Annotated in this window: 25 protein-coding genes; 13 read left to right on the forward strand and 12 right to left on the reverse strand. The window is 72.6% G+C overall.

All coding sequences use genetic code 11. The annotated features are described in order from the left end of the window. Nucleotides 1-144: 144 nt before the first annotated feature. Nucleotides 145-1,299, reverse strand: a complete 1,155-nt coding sequence (locus tag AC6CKD_RS00435; RefSeq protein ID WP_498324481.1) for an AraC family transcriptional regulator — start codon at nt 1,297-1,299, stop codon at nt 145-147. Nucleotides 1,300-1,418: 119 nt separating this feature from the next. On the opposite strand from AC6CKD_RS00435, the gene AC6CKD_RS00440 reads away from it, so the two are divergent. Beyond that, complete coding sequence (locus tag AC6CKD_RS00440; RefSeq protein ID WP_498324482.1) at nt 1,419-3,236, forward strand: AMP-dependent synthetase/ligase; 1,818 nt, start codon at nt 1,419-1,421, stop codon at nt 3,234-3,236. 24 nt (nt 3,237-3,260) lie between these two features. Here AC6CKD_RS00440 and AC6CKD_RS00445 read toward each other — a convergent pair whose 3' ends face one another. Together AC6CKD_RS00445 and AC6CKD_RS00450 are read right to left on the reverse strand one after the other, a co-directional pair. Beyond that, a complete protein-coding gene (locus tag AC6CKD_RS00445; protein ID WP_498324483.1) occupies nt 3,261-4,001 on the reverse strand; it encodes a class I SAM-dependent DNA methyltransferase in 741 nt (246 codons plus the stop codon). Between the two features lie 174 nt (nt 4,002-4,175). Further along, nucleotides 4,176-5,102: a hypothetical protein gene (locus AC6CKD_RS00450; protein ID WP_498324484.1), complete on the reverse strand. Its 927-nt coding sequence runs from the start codon at nt 5,100-5,102 to the stop codon at nt 4,176-4,178. A 404-nt stretch (nt 5,103-5,506) separates the two neighbouring features. On the opposite strand from AC6CKD_RS00450, the gene AC6CKD_RS00455 reads away from it, so the two are divergent. Beyond that, a complete protein-coding gene (locus tag AC6CKD_RS00455) occupies nt 5,507-6,028 on the forward strand; it encodes a DUF6232 family protein (protein WP_498324485.1) in 522 nt (173 codons plus the stop codon). Then, on the forward strand, nt 6,028-6,360 hold the full coding sequence (locus tag AC6CKD_RS00460; RefSeq protein WP_498324486.1) for a hypothetical protein: 333 nt from the start codon (nt 6,028-6,030) through the stop codon (nt 6,358-6,360). Before AC6CKD_RS00455 ends, AC6CKD_RS00460 begins: the two co-directional genes overlap by 1 nt. Nucleotides 6,361-6,409: 49 nt before the next feature. Here AC6CKD_RS00460 and AC6CKD_RS00465 read toward each other — a convergent pair whose 3' ends face one another. After that, a complete protein-coding gene (locus AC6CKD_RS00465) occupies nt 6,410-6,655 on the reverse strand; it encodes a DUF397 domain-containing protein (protein WP_498324487.1) in 246 nt (81 codons plus the stop codon). Beyond that, a complete protein-coding gene (locus AC6CKD_RS00470) occupies nt 6,655-7,524 on the reverse strand; it encodes a helix-turn-helix domain-containing protein (RefSeq protein ID WP_498324488.1) in 870 nt (289 codons plus the stop codon). Before AC6CKD_RS00470 ends, AC6CKD_RS00465 begins: the two co-directional genes overlap by 1 nt. Nucleotides 7,525-7,642: 118 nt before the next feature. On the opposite strand from AC6CKD_RS00470, the gene AC6CKD_RS00475 reads away from it, so the two are divergent. Then, a complete protein-coding gene (locus tag AC6CKD_RS00475) occupies nt 7,643-8,071 on the forward strand; it encodes an ATP-binding protein (RefSeq protein ID WP_498324489.1) in 429 nt (142 codons plus the stop codon). 18 nt (nt 8,072-8,089) lie between these two features. Here the strand turns inward: AC6CKD_RS00475 and AC6CKD_RS00480 are convergent, their stop codons facing one another. The 3 genes from AC6CKD_RS00480 to AC6CKD_RS00490 form a co-directional block, all read right to left on the reverse strand. Next, nucleotides 8,090-10,492: a tetratricopeptide repeat protein gene (locus tag AC6CKD_RS00480; protein WP_498324490.1), complete on the reverse strand. Its 2,403-nt coding sequence runs from the start codon at nt 10,490-10,492 to the stop codon at nt 8,090-8,092. A 50-nt stretch (nt 10,493-10,542) separates the two neighbouring features. After that, a complete protein-coding gene (locus AC6CKD_RS00485; protein WP_498325380.1) occupies nt 10,543-11,016 on the reverse strand; it encodes a hypothetical protein in 474 nt (157 codons plus the stop codon). A 127-nt stretch (nt 11,017-11,143) separates the two neighbouring features. After that, the gene (locus AC6CKD_RS00490) at nt 11,144-11,944 is read right to left on the reverse strand and encodes a thioredoxin domain-containing protein (protein ID WP_498324491.1); all 801 of its coding nucleotides are present in this window, start codon (nt 11,942-11,944) and stop codon (nt 11,144-11,146) included. 291 nt (nt 11,945-12,235) lie between these two features. Here AC6CKD_RS00490 and AC6CKD_RS00495 point away from each other — a divergent pair, with 291 nt between their 5' ends. Continuing rightward, nucleotides 12,236-13,987, forward strand: a complete 1,752-nt coding sequence (locus AC6CKD_RS00495) for a lytic transglycosylase domain-containing protein (protein WP_498324492.1) — start codon at nt 12,236-12,238, stop codon at nt 13,985-13,987. A gap of 116 nt (nt 13,988-14,103) precedes the next feature. Here the strand turns inward: AC6CKD_RS00495 and AC6CKD_RS00500 are convergent, their stop codons facing one another. Beyond that, complete coding sequence (locus tag AC6CKD_RS00500) at nt 14,104-14,715, reverse strand: TetR/AcrR family transcriptional regulator (protein ID WP_498324493.1); 612 nt, start codon at nt 14,713-14,715, stop codon at nt 14,104-14,106. A gap of 143 nt (nt 14,716-14,858) precedes the next feature. On the opposite strand from AC6CKD_RS00500, the gene AC6CKD_RS00505 reads away from it, so the two are divergent. Next, the gene (locus AC6CKD_RS00505; protein ID WP_498324494.1) at nt 14,859-15,662 is read left to right on the forward strand and encodes an alpha/beta fold hydrolase; all 804 of its coding nucleotides are present in this window, start codon (nt 14,859-14,861) and stop codon (nt 15,660-15,662) included. Next, entirely contained in the window at nt 15,659-16,276 is a 618-nt protein-coding gene (locus AC6CKD_RS00510) for a dihydrofolate reductase family protein (protein ID WP_498324495.1), read from the forward strand. Before AC6CKD_RS00505 ends, AC6CKD_RS00510 begins: the two co-directional genes overlap by 4 nt. Nucleotides 16,277-16,381: 105 nt before the next feature. Here AC6CKD_RS00510 and AC6CKD_RS00515 read toward each other — a convergent pair whose 3' ends face one another. Continuing rightward, entirely contained in the window at nt 16,382-16,585 is a 204-nt protein-coding gene (locus tag AC6CKD_RS00515; protein ID WP_112451444.1) for a cold-shock protein, read from the reverse strand. A gap of 237 nt (nt 16,586-16,822) precedes the next feature. On the opposite strand from AC6CKD_RS00515, the gene AC6CKD_RS00520 reads away from it, so the two are divergent. The 4 genes from AC6CKD_RS00520 to AC6CKD_RS00535 all read left to right on the forward strand — a co-directional run bounded on the left by AC6CKD_RS00520 (nt 16,823) and on the right by AC6CKD_RS00535 (nt 20,836). After that, nucleotides 16,823-17,686, forward strand: coding sequence for a menaquinone biosynthetic enzyme MqnA/MqnD family protein (locus tag AC6CKD_RS00520; RefSeq protein ID WP_498324496.1), 864 nt, complete (start codon nt 16,823-16,825; stop codon nt 17,684-17,686). A gap of 277 nt (nt 17,687-17,963) precedes the next feature. After that, nucleotides 17,964-18,764 carry a prepilin peptidase gene (locus AC6CKD_RS00525; RefSeq protein ID WP_498324497.1) on the forward strand — a complete coding sequence of 267 codons (801 nt, stop codon included), beginning with the start codon at nt 17,964-17,966 and terminating at the stop codon, nt 18,762-18,764. Nucleotides 18,765-18,969: 205 nt separating this feature from the next. Next, nucleotides 18,970-20,169 carry a cyclic dehypoxanthinyl futalosine synthase gene (gene mqnC / locus AC6CKD_RS00530; protein WP_498324498.1) on the forward strand — a complete coding sequence of 400 codons (1,200 nt, stop codon included), beginning with the start codon at nt 18,970-18,972 and terminating at the stop codon, nt 20,167-20,169. Between the two features lie 7 nt (nt 20,170-20,176). Next, entirely contained in the window at nt 20,177-20,836 is a 660-nt protein-coding gene (locus tag AC6CKD_RS00535; protein WP_498324499.1) for an imidazolonepropionase-like domain-containing protein, read from the forward strand. 18 nt (nt 20,837-20,854) lie between these two features. On the opposite strand, the gene AC6CKD_RS00540 is transcribed toward AC6CKD_RS00535, so the two are convergent. After that, on the reverse strand, nt 20,855-21,700 hold the full coding sequence (locus AC6CKD_RS00540) for a DUF3152 domain-containing protein (protein WP_498324500.1): 846 nt from the start codon (nt 21,698-21,700) through the stop codon (nt 20,855-20,857). An 876-nt stretch (nt 21,701-22,576) separates the two neighbouring features. On the opposite strand from AC6CKD_RS00540, the gene AC6CKD_RS00545 reads away from it, so the two are divergent. Next, entirely contained in the window at nt 22,577-23,269 is a 693-nt protein-coding gene (locus AC6CKD_RS00545; RefSeq protein ID WP_498324501.1) for a demethylmenaquinone methyltransferase, read from the forward strand. Between the two features lie 23 nt (nt 23,270-23,292). Next, the gene (locus AC6CKD_RS00550; RefSeq protein WP_498324502.1) at nt 23,293-24,204 is read left to right on the forward strand and encodes a glutaminase; all 912 of its coding nucleotides are present in this window, start codon (nt 23,293-23,295) and stop codon (nt 24,202-24,204) included. 467 nt (nt 24,205-24,671) lie between these two features. Here AC6CKD_RS00550 and AC6CKD_RS00555 read toward each other — a convergent pair whose 3' ends face one another. Next, nucleotides 24,672-25,214: a GNAT family N-acetyltransferase gene (locus AC6CKD_RS00555; protein WP_498324503.1), complete on the reverse strand. Its 543-nt coding sequence runs from the start codon at nt 25,212-25,214 to the stop codon at nt 24,672-24,674. Between the last annotated feature and the right edge of the window lie 84 nt (nt 25,215-25,298).

Here is a 25,298-nt window from a genome sequence, read left to right on the forward strand (position 1 = left end):
CGGTGTGGGCAACACGGGCGCGGTGAAGACGTGACCGTGCCGCCACAGGGGCCGCACGCGAGCCGCGCGAGCCGCAAGGGCCGGCGCAACCGCCGCAGTTCACCGGGGGTACCTGGCGCCGGGCCGGCTGCTGGAGCCGTTGGCCTAGCCGAGGCCAACGCGGCAGTGCGACGGACCGCCCAGCGTCGGGTCGTCCACCGGGGCCGCGCCCCCGGCCCGCGGACCGCGCTGCCCGTCGCCGACACCGACGCCGTCCGCCGCGACGGCCGGGCCGGCGCCGCACGTCCCGCCCGACGCGATCCGGTACGCCCCCGGCGTGGTGCCCGTCCAGCGGCGGAACGCGCGGTGGAAGGCGGTGTCCTCCGAGAAGCCCAGGCGGGCCGCCAGTTCCGCGATGGGTTCGCGGCTCTCCGCCAGGCCGGCGATCGCCGCATCGCGCCGCACGTGGTCCTTCAGCTGCTGGAAGGACGTGCCCTCCTGCTGGAGCCGCCGCCGCAGCGTCGCCGGGGACACCGCCAGGCGCGCCGCCACCTCGCCCAGCTCCGGCAGCCGCGGCGAGCCGCGCAGCGCCTGGGTCAGGGTCCGGCGGACCTGCTCCGCGACCGTGGTCCCGTACGCCGGCCGGGACAGCAGGTCGAAGGGGGCCCGCCGGAGCATCGCGTCGAGCGCGGCCTCGTCCCGTACCAGCGGAGCCGTCAGCCAGTGCGCGTCGAAGGCCACGGCCGCACCCGTGCGCGGCTCGCCGAAGCGGACCGGACAGCCGAAGAGCAGCTCGTACTCCTCCGCGTGCGGCGGCGCCGGATACGCGAAGGAGGCGTGGGCCAGGGGGATGCGCCGGCCGATCAGCCAGCTGCTCAGCCGGTGCCAGATGGCGAGCACGCACTCGGTGAGGAAGCGCTCCTCGTCCCGCGCGAACTCGTTGCGCACCGCGAACCACGCCTGCCCGCCCTCGACGTCGAGCGCCAGCTCCGGTCCGCCCGGGAACAGCCCGTAGAAGGTGGCGGAGCGCTCCACCGCCGCACCGAGATCGCGGCAGCCCAGGCAGGCCCTGCACATCATCGCGAAGGTCCCGGGCCGGCTGGGGACGGTGGACAGGCCCAGGAACTCGTCCTGCGTGGCCCGGTACAGCGCCCGGAACAGCCGCGCGAACTGCGCCGGCGTGACCCGCGCCCGGTCGTCACCCAGCAGCAGCGGCGGAATCTGCGCCTCCTGGAGCAGCGGCACGGTGTCCAGCCCGCTGCCGCGCGCCCCCGCGAGCACGGCACGCACGTGGTGCACGGTGACCGTCCGCCTCCCCATGGGTCCGACGGTAGCCGCAATGAGCGCTGAGGTCAGCGGGGGTGACGCTTCCGGTCATGCCGCGGACGCCTCCCCGGTGCCTAGCGTCATCGGTACGACCCGAGGGGGAGGCGAGCCCGATGAGCCCGATGGCTGGGAGCGAGACGGACGGATCCGTGCGGCCGCGCACGCTGGCGCTGTTCACGGAGTGGACGGGCGAGCGGTACGCGGCCGAGACCGCGCTGCGCCACAAGCGCGGGGACGGCCGCGGCGCGGGCGAGGCCGGGGCCGCGGCCGCGGCACCGGACCAGGGTGGGGCCGGGGGCTGGGCCACCGTCTCCTACGGGCAACTGCGCGCCCGCGTCCGGGAGTCGGGGCGCGCCCTGCTCGCCCTCGGGGTCGCCCCCGGCGAGCGCGTCGCGGTGCTCGCGGAGACCAGGCCGGAGTGGACGTACACCCACTTCGGGGTCCTGGCCGCGGGAGCCGTCCTCGTGCCGGTGTACCCGACGGCCGGGGAGGAGGAGCTCGCCTGGGTGCTCTCGGACTCCGAGGCCGTGGTGGCCGTCTGCGACGACGCCGCCCAGGCGGCCCGGGTGGAGGCGCTGCGGCCGAAGCTCCCCGCGCTGCGCGCGGTCGTGGCCATGGACGGGCTGCGCGCCCTCCCGGATCCGGCGCCGGAGGCCGAACTCCTGGCCCGGGCCGCGGCGGTGGACCCCGCGGCCGACGCGGCCATCGTCTACACCTCGGGAACCACCGGCCTGCCCAAGGGCTGCCGCCTCACGCACGCCAACCTCGGCGCGATCCAGGACGCCACCCTCCCGCTCGTCAAGGGCGGCCCGGGGGACTCCACGTACCTCTACCTCCCCCTCGCCCACCTGCTGGCCCAGCTGATCCAGTTCACCACCCTCCTGGAGGGCGGGGAGCTGTGCTACTTCGGCGGCCGCATCGAGGACGTCATCGGAGAGCTCGCCGAGGCCCGGCCGACCCATCTGCCCTCCGTGCCGCGCCTGTTCGAGAAGCTCCACTCCGTGGTCCTCTCCCTCGCGGAGTCCCAGGAGGGCGGCTCGGACCGCTTCGCCGAGGCGGTCCGCCTCGGGGTCCTGGCCTCCGAGGGACGCCTGCCGGCCGCGGACCGCGCCGCGTACGAGGCCGCCGACGCATCCCTGTACTCCCTGGTCAGGGGCGCTTTCGGGGGCCGCCTGAAATGGGCGCTGACGGGCGGCGCCCCGATCGCCCCGGCCACCCTCGACTTCCTGCGGGCCTGCGGGATCGCGGTCTTCGAGGGCTACGGCATGACGGAGTCGGGCGGGGTCATCAGCCTCAATCACCCGGACGGGGTCCGCTACGGATCGGTGGGCCGCCCGATCGCCGGCTGCGAGGTCCGCATCGCCGAGGACGGGGAGGTGCTGGCCCGGGGCCCGATGATCTTCCCGGGGTACCACGCCAACGCCACCGCGACGGCGGAGGCGCTGGACGGGGAGGGCTGGCTGCACACCGGCGACCTCGGCGAGGTCGACCCGGACGGCTTCCTCTCCATCACCGGCCGCAAGAAGGAGCTGATCATCACCTCGGCGGGCAAGAACATCACGCCCACCGAGCTGGAGTTCGCCGTCCAGCGCTCCCGCTACGTCTCCCGCGCGGTCATGATCGGCGACCGCCGTCCCCACCCGGTGGCCCTGATCACCCTGGACCCGGAGGAGATCGCCGCCTGGGCGGCCCGCGAGTCGGTGACCCTGGACCCCGCCGCCCCCGGCGACCACCCCGCCGTACGGGCCCTGGTGGCGGAGGCGGTGGAGGCGGCCAACGCCACGGTCTCCCGCCCGGCCCGCGTCCGCGCCTTCCGCGTGCTGCCGGGGGAGTTCACCGTAGAGGCGGGCACCCTCACCCCGACCCTGAAACTCCGCCGCCGGGCGGTGGCGGAGCGGTACGCGACGGAGATCGAGGAGCTGTACGGCTGACCGGTCAGCGCTCGGCGGCTGACCTCAGGTCGGCTTGCGCCACACGGAGACGTGCTTCGTGGAGTCCTGGGTGAACGGCGCACCGTCCCAGTCCGCGACGCGACGTTCCCTCTCCAGCCCGGCGATCCGTGCCATCAGGTCGAGCTCCGCCGGCCAGGCGTAGCGGTGCCGGGAGTTCTCGCGGCGGTAATGACCGCCGTCGCCGTCTCGGGTCAAGTGGTGCGAGACGAGCACCTGCTCGACGAGGTCGAAGGTGTCGAAGCCGAGATGCTGCTCGGAGACGTCGAACGGCACCGCGACCTGGCCGGGCGGCAGGAACCGCAGCGGCGGCACGCCCAGCTCGATGACGAACCGGCCGCCCGGCTCCAGATGGCGGGCGGCGTTGCGGAAGCACGCGACCTGCTCGTCCTGCGTGAGCAGGTTCGTGATGGTGTTGTAGACGAGATAGACCAGGGTGAACCGGCCGGGAACGACGGTGGTGGCCATGTCCCCGATGACCACCGGGAGCGTGTCCTCGTCGATCTTGCGCCGCAGTACCGCCGCCATGTGCTCGGACAGTTCGATGCCCACCACCGGCACGCCGCGTTCCCGGAGCGGGACGCCCACGCGTCCGGTCCCGATGGCGAACTCCAGTGCCCGGCCGTCTCCGGCGAGCTCGGCGAGGAAGGCGAGGGTCGGTCCGAGAGCGGCGGCCGAGGACGACTCGGCCTCCTCGGCGTCGTAGCGGTCGGCGGTCTCACGGGTCCACAGCTCACTGCTCGTCACGGGCGGCCACTTTGCCGGGGACCGAGGGGCGCTGTCGACGCATTTTTGGGCGGCTGCGAGGGTCGCACCCCCGTGGCATCCCCCGCAGCCGGCATCCGGACGGGCCGAAGCCCGGGGAGCACCCCAAAGGCCCTCGGAAGGCCCGAGGGCCTTCCGAGGGCAGGATGTGTCGGCTCAGCCCTGCTGCGCCGAGCGGCGGCGGAGCAGGACGAAGCCGGCGGCCCCGAGGACCGCGGAGCCCGCGCCGGCCGCGCTCCACGCGAACGTGTCGTTGCCGGAGTCGGCCACCTCGGCGCCGGCGGCCACACCGCCCTTGGGGACCACCGAGGTCTGCGAGCCGCCGTGGGCGGAGACCGCGGGCTTCGGGGTGGCGGAGGGCTTCGGCTGGGTGGACGGCTTGGGCTGGGTGGAGGGCTTGACGCCGCAGTCCTTGAGGGGCTTGGGGAAGCTGATGCCCAGCCACGGGAGCGCGCCGTCGGCGACGCGCATCTGGAGCTGCGGCGTCAGCGGGTCGTCACTGGCCTTGATGCGGGCGCCGCCGGTGAGGCCGACCGGGTTGGCCTTGTTGAGCGTGGCCAGCGTCCGGGACCCCTTGGCGTCGATGAGCTTCGCGACCGGGCCCGAGGGGCCGTTGGAGAGCACCAGGCTGACGCCGTCGAAGGGAGTGGCCATGTGGGTCGAGACCGTGCAGCCCTGCCGCGTCTCGCTGCCGCCCTGCGCGAATCCCCGGGACTCCGGGTTCTTCCACGACTGGACCTGGCCCTTGCTGTTCAGGGTGACCCACATGCCGGCGATCTGCTCGCCGTCCTCCGCCTTCTCGCCCGGACCGCCGACGCTGATGCTGCCGAGCTGGCTGCTGCCCTCGGAGTAGACGTCCAGCCAGTACGAGCCCTTGCCTTTCTTCCACAGGTCCGCCTTGGTGCCGTTGGCCAGGACGAGGTGCTTGACGAGCTCTCCGCCCAGGCCCTGGACCGAGGCGTCGGTCTTGGGTGCATCGGCGGCGAAGGCGGTGCCCGGCGCGAGGAGCACTCCCGCGAGGGCGGCGGTGGCGACGGCGGAGCGGAGGAGGGTCTGGCGGCGGGAGCGGGTGCGGATCGACATGGGGAACTCCGTGACGTGGCAGGTGGTGGAAGAAGGGAGGTCGCAGGGCACCTTCTCTGCCAGTCGGAACTGTCGAGGCTGGGGCGTTGCTGCAAGAAGAAAATTACGGACGGCGTGTAGACGAAGCGTCCGCTCCATGTCACCGGACTGTCACGGGGGTTGGGCCACTGAACCTGCGGTGACCTGCACCTTCGGGCCGTGTGCCCGGTGGACTACTTCACCCCCGGGCCGACGCCCCGCCGTCGGGCCGCCGCCTGGGGAACCCGGTATTCCGCCGTGCCGCCTGTCAAGCGGAATCCGGAATGGATCATGACTACGTCGAAATGGTCCAATCCCTACTTGGCTGGTCGGGCCCGCCCTACACTTCGTGCCGTCAACGCCAAAAAGAGCCAGGGGGGCGCGAAATGGCGGGTAGCAATTCGACGGTCCAAGTCCGCGTGCAAGAAGGTGTGCTGTGGGTCGACGGTGAGGCTTATCCGTTGCACAACATCTCCCACGTGGGTCAGCGCGTATTGGAGGTGGACAAGGGGGCGGCCTGGCGCAGGTTCATCGGCCGGGCCTTCCTCTGCCTCATCATCGGCGGAATCGCGGCGGCCATCTTCGGAAACGTCGCCGGGGTCATCGCGGTCGCCGTCTTCGGGCTGCTGATCTGGCAGCTCGTGAAGGTGATCAGCAGGCCCCCGGTGTACGGCCTGGTCCTCAACACCTCGGGCATCCAGCGCGAGGCGGTGTGGTCCCTGGACCACACCGAGATCGAGAACCTGGTCTTCGAGATCACGAAGGCCATCGGCCGGCCCGACGCCGCCCCGGTGACCATCAACATCAAGGAAGCCGTCATGGGGGACCAGATCAAGCAGTACGGCGCCGGCAGCATCGGCCGGGCCGAGCACAGCGGATCCGGGGACATCCGGGGAGGTGGCCGGTGATGGCCGGCGACAGCTACACGCAGCACGGCGCCGGCAGCATCGGAAACGCCACGCACAGCGGATCCGGAGACATCGTCGCCGGAGGCAAATACGCCGGCGGAACTCCGCCGGAAGCCTCGGCGATCGAAAAGCTCCTCGAAGAAGTCCAGGCGATGCGGCAGCACCTGGACGACGTGGACCGGGCGGAAATCGACGCGGCGGTGGAAGAACTCCGGGAGAATCCGCCGGAGGGGAGATTCAGGAGAATCCTCGGGACGTTCTCCGGAATTGCCACACTCGTCGGAGAGGCGGGAGTTCCCGTGATCACGGCGGTCAAGGCCCTGCTGGGCTGACCCGCAACCGGAAGGCGAGGGGGGGGCCACGGGCAGTGGCCCCCCCGTCCTACGCCTCCGCGATCCCGCCGAGGAACGCTGCCCAGGCCCCGGGGGCGACGGCCAGCTGGGGCCCGGCCGGAACCTTGGAGTCCCGGATGCGGATGGAGTCGGCGCAGCCGGCGACCTCTACGCAGTTGCCGCCCTCGCCGCTGCTGTAGCTCGACTTCCGCCAGTCGAAGGCGACTTCGAGGCACTCGCCGCCCTCGCCGGAGCTGTAACTGCTCTTGAACCAGGCCAGGTCCGTGGTGTCCATTACCGATCTCCCAGCATCTTCTCGATCAGGGCAAGCGACTCGTGGGGCGTGAGTGCCTGTGCCCGGATGATCCCATAGCGCTCGCTGTAGACCCTCACCTGTTCCGGGTCGGTGATGAGGTTCGCGTGGCCGTAACTCTCGGTGTAGGCAACCTCGTTGCGGCCCTTGTGTCGAAGGAGGGTGAAGGCGCTGTCCAGAGCGGGGTGTTCATCGCGGTCTAGCGGCATCACCTGGAGCTGGACGGTGCGCAGGCTGCCCACGTCCAGCAGGCGGCGCAACTGCGCACGGTGCACGTCCTCGCCGCCCGTCGGGCGCAGCAGGACTGACTGCTCCAGCACGAAGCTGAGTGTGGGTGCGGGCCACCGCTCCAGGATTACCTGGCGGGCGAGCCGGTCCGCCACGCGTTTCTCGATGGTCTCCTCGTCCAGTACCGGGCGTCGGTGCCGGAACAGGGCCCGGGCGTACGCCTCTGTCTGGAGCAATCCCGGGATCGCCTGCACCTCGTAGTAGTGCAGCGCCACCGCCCTCGACTCCGCGTCCGCGAACTTCCGGAACCAATCCGGGTGCCGGGTCCGCGCCCGCTTCAGCGCCTCCTTCACGTCCGGGATCGCCGCGATCAGGACGCCCCCGGCGCCGAGCGCCCGGTCGACGTTCTCCAGGAAGTCCGGCTGGGGTGTCCGTACGCCGCGCTCGATGGAGGACACCAGGTCCTCTCCCACGTGCACGAGCGCCGCGAGCTCCTTCTGCTGCAAGCCCGCCCGTTCCCGCAGCACCTTGATGATTTTGCCGAGCGCCTTGAAGAGGTACGCGGTGCCGTCGACCTCCACCGGTCGCTCGGGCTCTTCTTCGCGCTCCGACAGGTCGTTCATAGGCTGATCCGCCCTCGTCCGTACGGGCCGTACACGCAACCGCCGCCAGCCCTACGGGGGTTCCCCGTAGCGCCGCCGTTCCTGGAAAGCGTACGGCGGACCGGCCACGCTCGGTGAGGTGACGACCGAATTGAGTGACATGGCACCGGCGGAGTTCCGGCAGCTTCTCTCCGCCACCCCGCGCGGCGCCCGGCTGGCCCGGCGGCTGGCCGGGGTGCAGCTCGCCGCCTGGGGGATTCCGCACGGCTGCGCCCTCGCGGAGGACGTGGAGCTGGTGGTGGGGGAGCTGGCGGCGAACTCCGTGCTGCACGGGCGGGTGCCCGGCCGGGACTTCGAGGTGCGGCTCGGCTACGACGGCCTGCGGGTCCGGATCGAGGTGAGCGACGCCCGGGGGGACCGGCTGCCGCCCGAGGCGGCGGCTGCCGTGGACCCCTGGTCGGCGGAGGGCGGGCGCGGGCTGGTGCTCGTACGGGCCCTGGCGCGGGAGTGGGGCGTCGCGCCGAGGGCGCGGGGCGGGCCGGGGAAGACGGTGTGGGCCTGCTTGTGACCGGGGGAGCGGCTGCCGTCATCGCTCCCCGGCCGCCCGGCGCCAGTGGGCGAGATGGGCCCGGGTGGTGAGGGTGTGCGGGTGCTCCGGGCCCAGCACCCGCAGGAAGTCCTCCAGCAGGGCGGCGGTCGCCTTGGCGGCCCCGCTCGAATCCCCTGCCTTTCCCTGCCAGGCGGCGAGGTTGAAGCGGGTGGTGAGGGTGTCGAGGTGGTCCGGGCCCAGCACCCGCAGGCGGTCCGCCAGGAGTGCGGCGAGTGCGGTGGCGGCTCCCGTCGGATTCCCCGCCCTGCCCCGCAAGTAGGCGAGCTTGTGCCGGGTGGTGAGCGTGTCGGGATGGTCCGGGCCCAGCACCCGCAGGCGGTCTTCCAGCAGGGCGGCGGCATCGTCCGCGGCTCCGGCCGGATCCCCCGCCTCGCCCCGCAGGTGGGTGAGGTTGAAGCGGGTGGTGAGGGTGCTGGGGTCGTCCGGGCCGAGCACCCTCACTTGGTCCTCCAGCAGGGCGGCGAACGCGGCGGCGGCCCCGGCCGGATCGCCCGCGTGCCCGCGCCAGCCCGCCAAGTTGTTCCGGGTGGCGAGCGTGTTGAGGTGGTCCGGCCCCAGGACCCGCAGGTAGTCCTCCACCAGGACGGCGAGCGCGGCGGCGGCCCCGGGCGCGTCCCCGGCCTCTCCGAGCCAGAGGGCGAGGTTGTTCCGGGCGGTAAGGGTGCCGGCATGGTCCGGGCCCAGCACCCGCGCGCAGTCCTCCACCAGGACACCGAGGGCGGCGGCCGCCCCGGCCGCATCCCCCGCCCTCCCCCGCAGGGCGGCGAGGTTGGTACGGATGGTGAGGGTGCTGGGGTCGTCCGGGCCCAGCACCCTCAGGTGGTCCTCCAGGAGAAGGGTCAGCGCCTCCGCGGCCCCGGCGGTGTCCCCCGCCTGCCCGCGCCAGCGGGCGAGGTTGTTCCGGCTGGTGAGGGTGCTGGGGTGGTCCGGGCCCAAGTAGCGGGCGGCGGTGTCCGCGAGGTGCTGGAGGTGGTGGACGGCGGCAGCCACCTGCCCGGCCCGGCCGAGGCTTTCACCGAGGCGGTACAGGACCGCGTGGACGGCGGGCTGGTGCAGGGCGCCTTCGGCGCACGCGTTCAGGGCGGTGGTGTTGGCGCGCAGGGCACTGGCCAGGCCGGCGTCCCGTTCGGTCTCGGGCCAGGCCTCGTTGAGGGCGGCGGCCGCGATGCGCGCGAGCAGGTCCAGGTGATCGGGGGAGAGCGGGTCGCGGACGGCCCGTTGGACGATCTGGTGGACGCGTACGGCCTGGTGGGCTTCTTCGGGGGAGTGGTCGATCAGGCTCAGCCGGTGGAGCGCCCGCAGCGCGCCGGTCGCCTCCTCCTCGGTGACCGCGGGGGGTTCCGGGGCGGGGCTGTGGCGGTGCAGGAACGCCCGGTGGGCCGTGAGGTAGCTCAGGGCCGGATCGCCGGCCAGCACCCGGTCCGGGATGCCGTTCGGGTCGAGCATCCCGGCGAGCTGGAGCAGGGGACGGGCCAGACCGGCCGGGCGGAGCTCGTCCGCGCGGTCCACGGACAGGGACCAGGCGGCGGTCGCGGGGGTCGACTGGTCGTCTGGCAGGGCGCCGGGCTCGGGGAGCAGGTCCGCCAGGTGGCGCGCGCGGTCGGCGAGGCGGGCGCGGTAGCGGGCGACCGTGATGTGGGTGTCGGTGAGGTAGGCGGCGGCCTGGGACAGGGCGAGCGGCAGGTGGCCGAGGTCCTGGGCCAGGGCGGCGAGGTTCGCTTCGGATTCGCGGCGCCCCTGGGCGGCCAGGGCGTGCTGGAGGTGGGCCGTGGCCTCGGCCGGGGTGAACACGCCCACCGGGACCAGCCGGCCGTGGGTGGCGAGGGCGGCGTCGCGGCGACGGGTGGTGACCAGGGTTCGGCCGTGCGGAGGGGCCGGTGGCCACAGGTCGCGCAGGTCGGCCGGGTCGGCGACGTCGTCCAGGACGATCAGCCAGCGGGGGGCGTGGGGTACGGGCTTCGGTTCGAGCCAGGCCAGGAAGGCCCGCGCGGCACGCTCCGGGTCGGCGGGATCGGCGTGCAGGACGTCGACGGCGGCCTGGGCGTAGGCGTCGATGACGGCCTGGCGGGTGGCGGCGGTGACCCACACCAGCAGGTCGACCTGTCCGTCGGCCCAGGCACGGCGGGCGTGGTCGGCCGCGAGCTGGGTCTTGCCCACCCCGCCCATCCCGGCCAGCACCTGGCAGACCACGGCCGTGTCCCCGCCCTCCACGGCGGAGCGCAGGCGGTGCGCTTCGGCCCGGTCCTGGAACGAACCGGCCCGGCGGGGGATCACCCCGACCTGGTGCGGCCAGGAGACGGCGTACCGGGGAGCGGCCTGGTAGGTGACGTGGTCGACGCGGTACGCCGCCAGGCTGCCCTGGCCGGCCTGGACCCGCACACCGCCGTCGGGCGGTGTGCTGTCGGGAAGGCTTGAGAACGCCGGTCCGCTCAGCCCCGGGGCGGATCCGGCACGGGAGGGGGGCCGATGTGCGCGCCTCCGTGCAGCACGGCCGCCGCGATCGATCCGCCCTCGGCCGTCACGGTGACGTCCCGCCCGGCGGCGACTCCGCCGGCTCCGGCCGAGACCCCGCCGGCCGCTGCGGTGTCCTCCAGCAGGGCGCGCAGCTCGGCGGCGGCCCGCTCCCGCTCCGCGTCCTCGTCCAGGCCTTCCAGCAGATCCTCGATGCGGGTCTGCCACACCCTCGCCTGAAGGCCCCGTTCCTGCTCCGAGCCGCCGCCGGCCACGAGTTCGGCCGCGGTGCGGTCCAAGCGCTCCAGTTGCACGCGCTCCCGCCCGCCGTCGCCGCGCCCGAACCACTGCGCGACCCGGTCGCGGAGCTCCGTCCAGGCGTCCGTCGTCGCGGCCTGCACCACCGCGGTGCCCCCGGCCGCGGCCAACGCCGCCAACGATTCCGCCAGCACCTCGCCCACCCCCGCGCTCTCCCCGGATCCCTCGTGCTCCCCGGATCCCTCGTATGCGGCCCCCGACGAGCCCCTGAGGAACGTACTTCCGCGCGGCGCCGCGCACGGCGCTTTCGCCCAAGTCCGGCTACTTCAGGTGGTCGGCGATCAGCTTCTCGAACTCGTCCGGGGTGATCGAGTCGATCCCCTTGCCGGAGTTCACCGTGAGCTTGGTGCCGTTGATCGAGACGTCCGGAGTGCCCTTCATGTCCTGGTCGTAGAAGGCCTGGCCGACCTTTTCTGCCCACGGCATGTAGGTGAGTTCCTTGACCGCCTTGTTGAAGGCGGGTGTCCGCAGGCCCGGGACCTGCTCCGCGAGGTCCAGCAGAGTGGCCGTGGAGCCGAACTTGTCGTCCGATTCCTTCTCCGGGTGGTTCTTGTAGAGCACCTGGAGGTACTCCGTGAACTTCTCCGGGCTCTCGTTCACCGCGGCGCCCAGCGCGTTGACCGCCCGCTTGGAGCCCTTGCCGCCGCCCAGCGCCTTGTCCAGGAACGTGGCGAAGTGGTACTCGACGCGGTACGTGCCCGCGTCCGCCTGCTCCTTGATGGTCTTCCCGAGGCCGACCTCGACGCCCGCGCAGTAGGGGCAGCGCGGGTCGAGCCAGACGGAGAGGACGTTCTTCGCCTCGGCCTTGCCGTACGGGATCACGATCCCGTCCTTGCCGGCGGTGTGGGCCGGCTGGACGAAGGGCTTGCCGGCTGCCTCGTCGCCGGAGTCCGAGGCGTTCGCCGCGTACAGGCCGATGCCGGTCGCGAGGGCCAGTACGGCGACCAGCGCGCCGCCGGTCAGCACGCGCCCGCGCAGCTTCTCGCGCCGGGCCCGGGCCTCGCGCTCCTCGCGCATCCGGTCGCGGGCCCCGCGCCGCTGGTCCTTCTTGCTGGTTGCCATTTCCCAAGACTAAAGATCGTAGAGCGGGCAAGTAGGTGCCATTGGTGCGAATCAGGCAAGGACCTAAGTCCTTTGTCCGTTTTCGGGCAAGGTCCCGTGAAGGTCGGGCGAATGGTGGGGCACATCTCCCGGGGCGGCGGCGAGTCGCGTGCGAAGAACTGATAGACAGTTAACCTCCACGGCCCGATCGGCCGTCCGCACGGAGGCATTTGGGGCGTGCGGAGCGTTATACGACTTTTTACGTTTTACGGGGGCCTGGATCGGCCACCGCTCTGGGGGGATCGCCGCACTGTGAAGCCACTTCACCGTCACCTCGTCAACACCTCGCGCAAAGTCATGTGCACGGCCGCCCTCGCGGCCAGCCTGACCACTGCCGCGGTCGTGACGAACACACCGATCGCGGGCGCGGGAGAAGCCGAGCCGACCCCCGACAGCCCCCAGGCCGCCGATCGCGGTGACGCCCGGCTGGACCTCCCGGACCTGGTCGCCGACCCGCCGCCGGCACCCCCCGGCGCCGCCAGCCCCAACGGGGCCACCGCCGGCATACCCGCGACCGCCCTCGACGCCTACAAGCGTGCCGAGATCTCGGTGGCCGCCGCACTCCCCGGCTGCCGCCTGCCCTGGCAACTGCTGGCGGGCATAGGCAGGGTGGAATCCGTGCACGCCTCCGGCTACGGCCTGAAGGCGGACGGGTACACCGAGAAGCCGATCCGCGGGCCGCGCCTGGACGGCAACGGCTTCGCCGAGATCAGGGACACCGACAAGGGCGAGTGGGACGCGGACGCCGAGTACGACCGCGCGATCGGCCCGATGCAGTTCATCCCCTCCACCTGGTCGACCTGGGGCGCCGACGGCAACGCCGACGGCAAGCGCGACCCCAACAACATCTACGACGCGGCACTGGGCGCGGGCCTCTACCTCTGCGCGGGGCAGCGCAACCTCTCCGACGCGGGCGACCTCGACAAGGCGGTCCTCAGCTACAACAGGTCGCGCGAGTACGTGAACACGGTGCTCGGCTACATGCGGCAGTACCAGGCCGGCCAGGGCGCGACCCCGGTGCCGAACCCGCCGTCGGGCAACTACCCGACGCCGAACCCGCCGTACCTGCCGACGCCGCCGACCCCCGTGCCGCCGGCGCCCACCCCGACGCCCACCCCGACGCCGACGCCGACCCCGACCCCGACGCCGACTCCCACGCCGACCCCCACCCCGACGCCGACCCCCACCCCGACGCCGACGCCCACCCCGACCCTGGGCAAGCTGGTCCGGATCGGCACGGCCGAGCTCACGGCCGAGGCCGGGACGGTGTTCCCGCGCACTCCGCTCATCAAGGCGGTGCTGACCGACGGCATGCCGGCCGTCGACCAGGTGATCGTGGTCTCGGTCGACGACGACACCACCGGCCGCACCGTCTTCGCGGCCGACGGCAAGGACTTCGCGGTCCTGCGCACCGACGCCAAGGGCCTGGTCAGGGTTCCGCAGCTGAAGGCGGGCCTGAAGGCGGGCGCGTTCACCCTGCGCGCCACGGGCTACGCCGCCTCGGTCGAGGTCTCCGTGAGCATCGCCGGCAAGGTCACCCCGGCCACGCCGGTACCCGTCCCGGTGGCGGACGAGCTGGTCCGCAGCGACGCGAACGCCGGCAAGCCGCTCACCGCGGTGGCCGGGACCGGGATCAAGGGCGTGGAGTTCCTGGCGACGGCGAAGGACAAGCCGGTCGCCGGGGCCAAGGCCACGGCCGGGCTCGGCGCCAAGGACGCGGACGGGACGTGGGTCCCGGCGGACCCGGCCAAGGCGGGGGAGACCCCGTACTTCCTGGACAAGGACGGCAAGAAGCTGACGGAGCTGGCGCTCCCGGCGACCGGCGCGGACGGCAAGATCGCCCTGCCGGAGCTGTCCACCACCGGTGTCGCCGCGGGCACGTACACGCTCCGCGTGCGGATCTCGGACCAGGTGGTCCTCTTCCTGGAGATCACCGTCACCGCGGCCGAGCCCCCGGTCACGGAGCCGCCGGTCACGGAGCCCCCGGTCACCGAACTCCCGTGACGGAGCCGCCGGTGACCGGGCGGCCGACCCGGCAGGGCTAGTACCGCTCGACCCGGTACCGCTCGACGCGACGCGCAGGTCCAGGACCCCCGGGAACGATCCCGGGGGTCCTGGTCTCAGGCCCGGTAGGCGCCGAGGAACGCGCGGATGCCGCCGGCGGCGCAGCGGTCGAGGTCGGCGCCGGTGTGCTGGGCGCTGCCGTGGAACATGGCCCGGTTCACCGGGATCCACAGCAGCAGGCCGGCGAAGTGATGGGCGGCCAGCACGGGGTCGTCGGCCTTGAGCAGCCCTTCGTCGGCGAGCCGCCCGAAGGTGGCGGCCAGGGTGGTCAGGACCCGCTCGAAGCCCTGCTCGTACCAGGCGGCGCCCACCTCGGGAAACGTGTCGGCGTTGGCGATGATCAGGCGGCGCAGCTGGATGACCTGGGGCTGGGTGAGGGTCTCCAGGAGCTGCCGGGCGAGACGGGTCAGGTTCTCTTCCAGGCCCTCGGCGTCGGCGGGGACGTCGGCCACCAGGTCGACCATGCCGTCGATGCGGTCGGTGGTGGCCAGGACGATCTCGGCGAACAGCTTCTCCTTGTCCGCGAAGTGCTTGTAGACGGTCTGCTTGGACACCGCGGCGAGCTTCGCGATGTCGTCCATGCTCGTCCCGGAGTACCCCTTTTCCAGGAAGGCGCTGGTCGCGGCCTCCAGGATCGCCTCGTGCTTGCGCGCTGAACGGCTGTCCATCACCGACGTCCTCTCGATCCGTGTCGTGTCCCCAGGAACAGTACTGGACTGATCAGTACTCCGATGAGTACTGTACGGTCTAGTTCCAGAGCGCGGGGCGCTTGCGGCCCCGCGTACCGCGCAGACATTTGGAGTGGCTTCCCATGGACAAGGTGTTCTCCGCAGACGGCACGGCCATCGCCTTCGAGCAGCACGGCTCGGGACCGGCCGTGGTGCTCGTCGGCGGTGCTTTCATGACGCGCGGTGATTCCGCCGCACTCGCCGCGCTGCTGGCCGAGCACTTCACCGTGATCACCTACGACCGCCGGGGCCGGGGCGACAGCGGGGACGGTGCGGCGTACGAGGTCCAGCGCGAGGTCGAGGACCTGGACGCGCTGATCGGGCGGGCGGGCGGCGAGGCCATGCTGTTCGGGATGTCCTCCGGTGCCGTGCTGGCGCTGGAGGCGGTGGCCCGGGGCAGCGCCGTCTCCCGGCTGGCCCTGTACGAGCCCCCCTTCATCACCGACGACAGCCGCCCGCCGCTGCCCGCCGACTACGTCGCCCACCTGACGGAACTCGTGGAGCAGGGGGCGTACGGCGACGCGGTCGCCTACTTCATGACCGCGGCCGCGGGCATGCCCGCCGAGGCCGTCACCGGAATGCGCCAGGCCCCCTTCTGGGCCGGCATGGAGGCCACCGCCCGCACCCTGCCCTACGACGGGCAGGTCATGGGCGACACCATGTCCGGCCGGCCGCTGCCCGCCGACCGCTGGCGGTCCGTGACCGTGCCCGTCCTCGTCGGCAGCGGGGACGCGGGCGCACCGCACATGCTGGACGGCGCGCGGGGGCTCGCCGCACTGGCCGACAACTTCGCCCTGCACGTCTTCCCCCGCCAGGAGCACACCATCGACCCGCAGCTCCTCGCCCCCGTCCTGACCGGCTTCTTCACCACCGGGGAGCAGGCGTGAGCAAGGTCTTCGCCAGCCTGGGCATGTCCCTGGACGGCTTCATCGCAGGCCCCGGCTCCTCGCCCGGCAACCCGCTCGGCGACGGCGGAATGCGCATCCACGCATGGGTCTTCGGCGTCGAGAGCTGGCGGGAGCGCCAGAACATCGAGGGCGGGGAGGTCAATCAGGACGACATCGTCGTCCAGGAGAACTTCTCCCGGGCCGGCGCCTACGTCATGGGGCGGCGGATGTTCGCCGAAGGCGAGGCCGGCTGGCCGGACCCGCCGCCCTTCCGCGCCCCCGTCTTCGTCCTCACCCGCACCCCGCGCGAACCATGGGTGCGGCAGGGCGGCACCACCTTCACCTTCGTGACCGAGGGCATCGACAGCGCGCTGGCCCGGGCCCGCGAGGCCGCAGGGGGCAAGGACGTGCAGGTCTCCGGTGGTGCGGACGTCGTGCGCCAGTACCTCGGCGCCGGGCTGCTGGACGAACTCCAGATCCACCTCGCGCCGATCGTGCTCGGCTCGGGCGTCCGGCTCTTCGACGGGGTCTCACCCGGTCTCGACCTCGTGCCCACGCGGGTGGTCGGCTCCCCGCAGGTCACGCACCTCACGTACCGGATCACCCCGTCCTAGGCCGGGCCGGGGCAAAAGGCAGGAGCCCCGTCGACTCTGCTCGCGCAGAGAAGACAGGGCTCCTTGGGTACTGCATATCCAACCGCGATTGGTTGGCCCAGGCGACTAGGCCGGGGTGACGTTCTCCGCCTGCGGGCCCTTCGGACCCTGGGTGACGTCGAAGTTCACCAGCTGGTTCTCCTCGAGGGAGCGGAAGCCGGCGGCGTTGATCGCGGAGTAGTGGACGAAGACATCCGGGCCGCCGCCGTCCTGGGCGATGAAGCCGAAGCCCTTTTCAGCGTTGAACCACTTGACGGTTCCGGTAGCCATGAGCCCTCCTATGGGCCAAAGGGTCGCCCTGCTCCAGAACCTGCTAAGAAGTCTGAAAACTACAAAAGCCTGCGGGTCACATTCTCCGCAGGCCTCGTACTGCAAGGGAAACCAAACTGCAACTTGCGTCGAGCCTAGCACGCACCCTGCGGCCGAGACCAGAGGGAAAGATCACGTCACTCGGACGTTTGAGACCCGCCAGACGGCTGACGGAGAGATGGGGGCTAGTCTCGCGATGTGGACGCCTACCGCAGCCGGCCCCGTGTCGGCCACATTCAGTTCCTGAACTGCCTCCCCCTCTACTGGGGGCTGGCCAGAACCGGCACGCTGCTGGACCTGGAGCTGACCAAGGACACCCCGGAGAAGCTCAGCGCGAGCCTCGTCCAGGGCGGCCTGGACATCGGCCCCATCACCCTCGTGGAGTTCCTCCGCAACGCGGACGAGCTCGTCGCCTTCCCCGACCTCGCGGTCGGCTGCGACGGCCCCGTCATGTCCTGCGTGATCGTCTCGCAGGTCCCCCTGGACCGGCTCGACGGCGCCCGCGTCGCCCTGGGATCCACCTCGCGAACGTCCGTACGCCTGGCCCAGCTGCTGCTCGCGGAGAAGTACGGGGTGCGGCCCGACTACTACACCTGCCCGCCTGACCTGGGCCTGATGATGCAGGAGGCGGACGCGGCGGTGCTGATCGGCGACGCCGCGCTGCGTGCCTCGCTCCACGACGCACCCCGTCTCGGCCTGACCGTGCACGACCTCGGGTCGATGTGGAAGGAGTGGACCGGACTGCCGTTCGTCTTCGCCGTCTGGGCCGCCCGCAAGGAGTACCTGGAGCGCGAGCCGGAGGTCGTGCGGAAGGTCCACGAGGCCTTCCTCGCCTCCCGGGACGTGTCCCTGGAGGAGGTCGGCAAGGTGGCCGAGCAGGCGGCCCGCTGGGAGGCCTTCGACGCGGAACTGCTGGAGCGCTACTTCACGACGCTCGACTTCCGCTTCGGCCCCGACCAACTGGCCGGCGTACGTGAATTCGCGCGGCGGACGGGACTCACGACGGGCTATGCGCCCGATGTGAACGTAGAGCTCCTGCCGGTGGGCGTGCCGGGTCATTAGTGCGGCTTGTGCCGGAATTCACCTTTCCCGGCTTTTCGTGGATCGGAAAAGGCGGGAAAGGCGAATGCCCGCTGTTCACCGGGAATGCGTTGCCCTTTCACCGTCCCTTTCGCTGTCCCCTTCGAGGGGCCCGGTGGCGTATCCACAGGTCCTTGAGGGTGCCCGTGGCCGCTGCTAGCGTGCTTCGCCAGGTCACGGGGTGCGGGGCGGGGGCGTGGGATGAGGATCCGGGAACGGGCGGCCGCTCCGGGCCGCGGAGCAGCGGTGGCGGGCTGACGTGGGCATCACGCTGTTCGTGGCCGGGGTCACGCTCTGGGGCGCGGCGGCGGGACTCCTCCTGCCCCGGGCCGCGTACCGCCTCTCCGTCGAGGCGGGCCTGCCCCGGCGCTCGGCCTGCCCGGCCGGCCACCCGCTGACCGGCCCCGCCGGAGGCTGGCTGGGCCGCGCGGTGTGCCCCCGGTGCGTGCCCGCGGGCCGGTGGCGCGGTGGCTACGCGCCCGCTGCCGGGGCGGTGCTGGCCACCACCCTCGTTTGTCTCGCGCTCGGGGCCGGCGTCGGGGCGCGGCCCGAACTGGCCGCCTGGCTGCTGCTGGCGCCGATCACCGTCCTGCTCTGCTTCGTCGACCGGGCCGTGCACCGGCTGCCCGACGTACTGACCCTGCCGCTGGCCGCCACCACCGCGGCCGCACTCGGCGTGGCCGCCCTGTTCACGGGTACCGGCGGATCATGGACGCGGGCCCTGCTGGGGGGACTCGCCCTCTGGTCCGTGTACCTCGTCCTCCATCTGATCTACCCGCCCGGCATGGGGTTCGGCGACGTCACCCTGGCCCTGACCGTGGGGCAGGTCCTCGGCTGGTACGGGTGGTTCGAGCTGATCGCGGGCACCTTCGCCGCGTTCGCCGCGGCCACCGTGCACGGGTACGCCCGGCTCGCCCTGCGCCGGGTGGAGCGCGGGAGCTCGATCGCCTTCGGCCCGTTCATGGCCGGCGGCGCCCTCGCGGGCGTGCTCTACGCGGGCCTGGGGCTGGGGCTCGACCCGGGTTTCGGCACCGTCCTGGGCGTCGGCCCGGTCCCGTAGCCGGTCCCGTGAGCCGGTTCGTGAGGCGGTTCGTGAGGCGGGTTCCCGGGGCCGGCCCGGGACTCGGGCTCTTCGGGACATTCCGCAGGGGGCCAGACCGGGAGCCGGAGGGGCTGGCGTAGGCTGGATCGGTCCGGAGCCTTGACACAGCCGAACGCCGGGCGAACGACCCAGCCGAACGACCCAGCCGAAAGGTGACGCACCGGTGACCGACCAGGCCGCTCTCCAGTCAGTCCTCGACCGAGCCGCCGCTGGGGGCCGGATCACCCAGGAAGAGGCGCTCGACCTCTACCGCCACGCGCCGCTGCACGCGCTGGGCCAGGCCGCCGACGCGGCCCGCCGGCTGCGCTACGCCGGTACGGAGCACATCGCGACGTACATCATCGAGCGCAACATCAACTACACCAACGTGTGCGTGACGGCGTGCAAGTTCTGCGCCTTCTACGCGGCCCCCAAGGACGCGAAGAAGGGCTGGTCCCGCGACCTCGACGACATCCTGCGCCGCTGCGCGGAGACCGTCGAGCTGGGCGGCACGCAGATCATGTTCCAGGGCGGCCACCACCCGGACTACGGCGTCGAGTACTACGAGCACCACTTCGCCGCCATCAAGAAGGACTTCCCGCAGCTGGTCATCCACTCCCTCGGCGCGTCCGAGGTCGAGCACATGGCCCGGATCTCCAAGGTGTCGGCGGAGGAGGCCATCCAGCGCATCCACGCCGCCGGCCTCGACTCCTTCGCGGGCGCCGGCGCCGAGCTGCTCCCGGCGCGGCCGCGCAAGGCGATCGCCCCGCTCAAGGAGTCCGGCGAGCGCTGGCTGGAGATCATGGAGATCGCCCACAAGCTGGGCGTGGAGTCCACCTCCACCATGCTGATGGGCACCGGCGAGACCAACGCCGAGCGCATCGAGCACATCGCGATGATCCGCGACACGCAGGACCGCACGGGCGGCTTCCGCGCCTTCATCCCGTACACGTACCAGCCCGAGAACAACCACCTCAAGGGCCGGACCCAGGCGACCGTCTTCGAGTACCTGCGCATGATCGCCATCGCGCGGCTCTTCCTCGACAACATCGCCCACATCCAGGGCTCCTGGCTGACGGTCGGCAAGGAGGCGGGCCAGCTCTCCCTGCACTACGGCGCCGACGACCTCGGTTCGATCATGCTGGAGGAGAACGTGGTCTCCTCGGCCGGTGCCAAGCACCGCTCCAACCGCATCGAGATCATCGACCTCATCCGCAAGGCGGGCCGCGTCCCGGCGCAGCGCGCCACGACGTACGAGCACCTCCTCGTGCACGAGGACCCGGCGAACGACCCGGTCGACGACCGCGTGGTCTCGCACATCTCCTCCACCGCCATCGAGGGCGGTACGGCCCACCCCGAGCTGAAGCTCATCTCCTCGAACTGACGCGCCCGTGCTGACGATCCACACCGCCGAACTCCTCGTCACCGGTCCGACCGGGACCGGTGCCGGTGCCGCGCCGCTGCCCGGCGGCGCGGTCCTGGTCGAGGGGGACCGCATCGCCCGGCTGGGCCCGTACGAGGAGCTCGCCGCGGCCTATCCGCACGCCCGCGCCCGCAGTTGGCCCGGGGTGCTGACCCCGGGGCTGCTGGTGCGCGGCGGCGACGAGCTGCTGGAGCGCACGTACTACCCGGACGACCCGTACGAGATCACCGAGCTCGGGGCCGAACCGATCAGCGGCGCCGCGGCGCTGGCAGACCTGAAGATGACCGAGCCGCGCTGGGGCAACAGCGCGCGGCGCGGCACGCAGAAGCTGCTCGCCCGCGGGGTGGTCGCGGTGGCCGGCCGCCTCACCAGCCCGGCCGTCCGGACGGCGGTGGTCCGCTCCGGGCTCACCGTCCTTCCGCCCGCGCCCTACGAGGGTCCGGCCTCCCTGGACCCGCTCGCCGGCCGGACCGCGGCCGAGGAGGCCTTCCACGGAGTCCTGGAGCCGGGCGCCCCGGCGCGGTTCGCGGTCTTCGCGGTGTCCGGTCCGGCGGAGCTCCTGGCGGAGGGCCCGACGAGCTGTGTGGCCACGGTCATCGGCGGCAGGCTGCTTCACCGTCGGCGCTGATCCGGTGGGGGCGGTCGATCAAGGGACGAGAGGACCTCTCACGTAATTCCCGCGCGCGTCGAACGGCCAGGCGTTGGGCCGGCAGCCCAGCAGCCCCTTGAGCTGCTGCATCATCGCCGGCGCGGGCAGCCCCGGCCCGGGGCAGGTCTCGTGGCCGCGGCCCAGCTCGTGGCCCACCTCGTGGTTGATGATCAGTGCCCGGTACTCGGCCGCGGGACCGTCGAACTGGGGTGAACCGAGCTGCCAGCGCCGCAGGTTGACGATCACCTGGTGTCCGCTGCGGCAGTTCGCCTCCCCCTTCAGCTCGGGGGTCGCCACCTGGCAGAGCCGGTCCGTGGTGGCCGGGGTGGCGATGCGCACCGTGAACTCCACCGGGCCGGACCCGGTCAGCCGGAACGCGTACCGCGGGTCGCGGGTCCAGCCGCGCGGGTCGCCGAGCACGGCGTCGACCGCGCGGGCGGCCTCGTCCGGATCGACGCCGGAGCCGTCCTCGGCCTCGACCCGGTAGCGCCGTACCGGGCCGGAACCGTGGCGGGGGCCCGAGACGGCGGAGGCCCGGAAGGTGCCGGGCCCGGCCTCCGGGACGGCCGGGGGGTTCGCGCCGGGGGCGGCGGAGGGGCTCGGTGCGGGCGTGGGCGTGGGCGCCGGTGCGGACGGGGATGTGGGCGGGGACATGAGCGCGGGGTCGAGCGCGGCCGTCTGCCCGGACGGCGGCGGCCGCGGGGCGGAGCGGTCCGGGCGGGGCGCGGGGTTCTGGGGCGGCAGGATCCCCGCCACGGCCGCCGCGAGGGCGGCCGCCGAGCAGAGCACGAGCGGCAGCACCAGCCGTGCGGGCCGGCGGCGGGCGGAACGGTGTTTCGTCATGTCAGAGCCGAGTCGGGTCGGGTCGCGCGGCGCCGAGTCGCATCCGCTCTTCCAACTGTGTCTCGGCCAGGGCCGGCACTTCGGCATTATGCTCGATCAGCCGCTTCTGGTACGTGGCTTCGACCGTGCGGAGAACCGAGGGCGGGGTCGTTGAATCCCAGCTCAGGGCTCACCGGGTTGTCGGTCTGATAGCCCTTCCGCCCTGCACGCGGACCATTCATTGATCGCCTATCCGACCCGGCTGTCCTGCCGGGAACGTCCGTAGGCGTCGAATCCGAAGTTCTGCCGGACCATGATGTCCACGGAGTACGGAGTTCTTCACCGGCGCAGCCGCCCGACGGAACCTTCTTTCCGTCGACCGTGAGGAAGCCCAGCCCAGCCCCGCTCTCTCGGATTCCTCCTGGCCCACGGGGATGGGCTTCGCGGGACCGACCTGCTCCCCGCCACCGACCCACCTGAAGGCCGTCGCCCCGCCGGACCCGCGCTCACTGCGCACCAACGTCTCCTCGGACCTGGGCCGGCTCCTCGCAGGGCTGCGGGACGGTGGTGCTGGTGGCGGTGTTCCGCGGCTGGACCCCGGTCATCCACCCGGTGACGGTGCTCGCCGCCCCGGTGATCGGTCTGCTGACGGGGCTCCTGGCCGGCCTCCACCCCGCCTGGCGCGCCTCCCGCATCGAGCCGGCGGAGGCCTTGCGCCGCTCACCGCCGGGGCCGCGCCGCCCACGCCCCACGCCCCGCGCCCCACCCCCGCGCGCCGCGGGCAACGGGCGGCCGGGTGCGGTGCCCGGGGGGCCTGCGAGAATGGCGGGGCGGTCCGCAGGACCCTGCCGAACCGTTCGCCGAACCATTCGCACCGCACCCGAGGGGCCCACGCCAGTGACCACCGCTTCCCTGGACAAGCAGCCGCACGAAGTCGCCTCCATGTTCGACGGCGTGGCGGCGAACTACGACCTCACCAACGACGTCCTCTCCCTCGGGCAGGCCCGCCTGTGGCGCAAGGAGGTCGCCAAGGCGGTCGACGCGCGCCCCGGGCAACTGGTCCTCGACCTGGCCGCCGGCACGGCCACGTCCTCGCTGCCCTTCGCCGCGGCCGGTGCGTACGTCGTGCCCTGCGACTTCTCCCTCGGCATGCTCCGCGAGGGCAAGAAGCGCAACCCCTGGCTCCCGCTGACGGCCGGCGACGCGACGAAGCTGCCGTTCAAGGACGACTCCTTCGACACCGTCACCATCTCCTTCGGCCTGCGCAACGTCCAGGACACCGACGCCGCCCTGCGCGAGCTGTACCGGGTCACGAAGCCCGGCGGGCACGTCGTGATCTGCGAGTTCTCGCAGCCCACGTGGGCCCCCTTCCGGACCGTGTACACCGAGTACCTGATGCGCGCGATGCCGCCGGTGGCCCGCGCGGTCTCCTCCAACCCCGACGCGTACGTCTACCTCGCCGACTCCATCCGCGCCTGGCCCGACCAGCCCGCGCTGGCCGCACTGCTGCAGAAGGGCGGCTGGTCCAAGGTGGCCTGGCGCAACCTCAGCGGCGGCATCGTGGCCCTGCACCGCGGCACGAAGCGCTAACAAGTACTGACGGGACCCCGCCGATGGACTACCAGGCACTGCTGGAGCAGGTCGCCACCGACATCGCCCCGCTGATCGGCAGCGGCACCACCGCCGAGTACATCCCGGCGCTGGCGTCCGTGGACCCCCGGCAGTTCGGGATGGCCATCGCCGACCTCGACGGCAACGTGTTCGGGGTGGGGGACTGGCGGACGCCGTTCTCCACGCAGTCCATCACCAAGGTCTTCGCGCTGGCCCTCGCGCTCGCCGAGGGCGGCGACAGCCTGTGGGAGCGGGTGGGCCGGGAACCCTCCGGCAACCCGTTCAACTCCCTCGTGCAGCTGGAGTACGAGAACGGCATCCCGCGCAACCCCTTCATCAACGCGGGCGCGCTCGTCGTCACCGACCGGCTCCAGACGCTGACGGGCGACGCGAGCAGCGAACTGCTGGACTTCCTCCGGGAGGAGAGCCAGAACCCGGACGTCGCCTTCGACGCGGAGGTCGCCGCCTCCGAGCAGGAACACGGGGACCGCAACGCGGCCCTGGCCCACTTCATGGCCGCCTACGGAAACATCGACAACCCGGTGCCGATGCTGCTGGAGCACTACTTCTGGCAGTGCTCCATCGAGATGAGCTGCGCCGACCTGGCCCGGGCGGGCCGCTTCCTGGCCCGGCACGGGCTGCGCGCGGACGGCTCCCGGCTGCTGACGCGCAGCGAGGCGAAGCAGGTCAACGCGGTGATGCTGACCTGTGGGACGTACGACGCGGCCGGGGAGTTCGCCTACCGGGTGGGGCTGCCCGGCAAGAGCGGTGTGGGCGGGGGCATCGTCGCGGTGGTGCCCGGCGCGTGCACGCTGGCCGCTTGGAGCCCCGGCCTCGACCCCCAGGGCAACTCCGTCGCCGCGGTGGCCGCGCTGGACCGCTTCACCACCCTGACGGGCCTGAGCGTCTTCTGACACCTTGACGCGCCCCTCGCGCGGTGCGGCCCGGACTCCGTCCGGCGGTGGCCGGTCGGGGTGCTCGCCACTGCCGTACCGGCGTGAGGCCGGTGGGTGGGTGCGGCTGGGTGGGCCCTGCGGGGCTGGGTCCCCTACCCGCCCTTCGCCCGTTCCCCGGGGCTGCGCCCCGGACCCGTTGCCGGGTGCGGCGCCGTTCCCGGGGGCCGGCCCCCGGACCCCCGCTCCTCAAACGCCGGAGGGGCTGGATTTTGCCGGCGTCAGCCTGCACGTGCACGTCGGAGGCCAGGCATATCCAGCCCCGCCGGCGTTTGAGGCGCGGGGTCTGGGGCGGAGCCCCAGGGGGTCCGGGCGGAGCCCGGGGAACGGGGGAAGGGCGGGGAGGGGACTTCGCCCCGCGCAGCGGCACGCCCCCGCGGTCGGGGACGGGCCGCGGCGGGCGGCGGGGCGGCTCCGCGCAGCGGGGGTTACTCGGGGGTGAGGCTCAGCGCGTAGCGGCGGGCGTGGCGGCGGCCCCCGGGCAACGGGAAGCGCTCCGCCAGGGTCATCCCGAGCCGCTCCGCCACCGCGATCGAGCGAACGTTGGCATCGTCGATCATCGCCACCACCTCCGGAACCCCAGCCCCCCGCACCCGCTCCAACGTCGCCAGCGCAGCGGCATACGCATACCCCCGCCCCCACGCGGAGCGACCGAGCCGCCAGCCGATCTCGATCTCCCCGACCGGCCCCCACGCCTTCTCCGCCGGCCACGGCTGCGCCCCGGTGAAACCGATGACCTCCCCGTCCCCGTCCAGCAGCGTCCACAGGCAGAAGCCGAGCCGCGCGTCGTGCATCCGCTGCCGCGCGGTGATCTCCTCGTAGAAGGAGAGCTCGGCCGGTCCGCCGAGGAATTCCATGACATCGGGGTCGCGGAAGACCCGGTGCCAGGCGTGCGCGTCCTCGTCCGTGGGCACACGGAGCTGGACGACGGGCAGGGGCCGGGTCGGCGGCCGGGTCGGCGTGGTGGTCACAGGGGGCAGCCCTTCGGATCGCGATCTCTCTCGCTGCATAGACTGCACATGTCTTGTGCCGTTGGGCACCCCTTATCGAGCCTT

This window comes from Streptomyces sp. GQ60 (assembly GCF_059758875.1).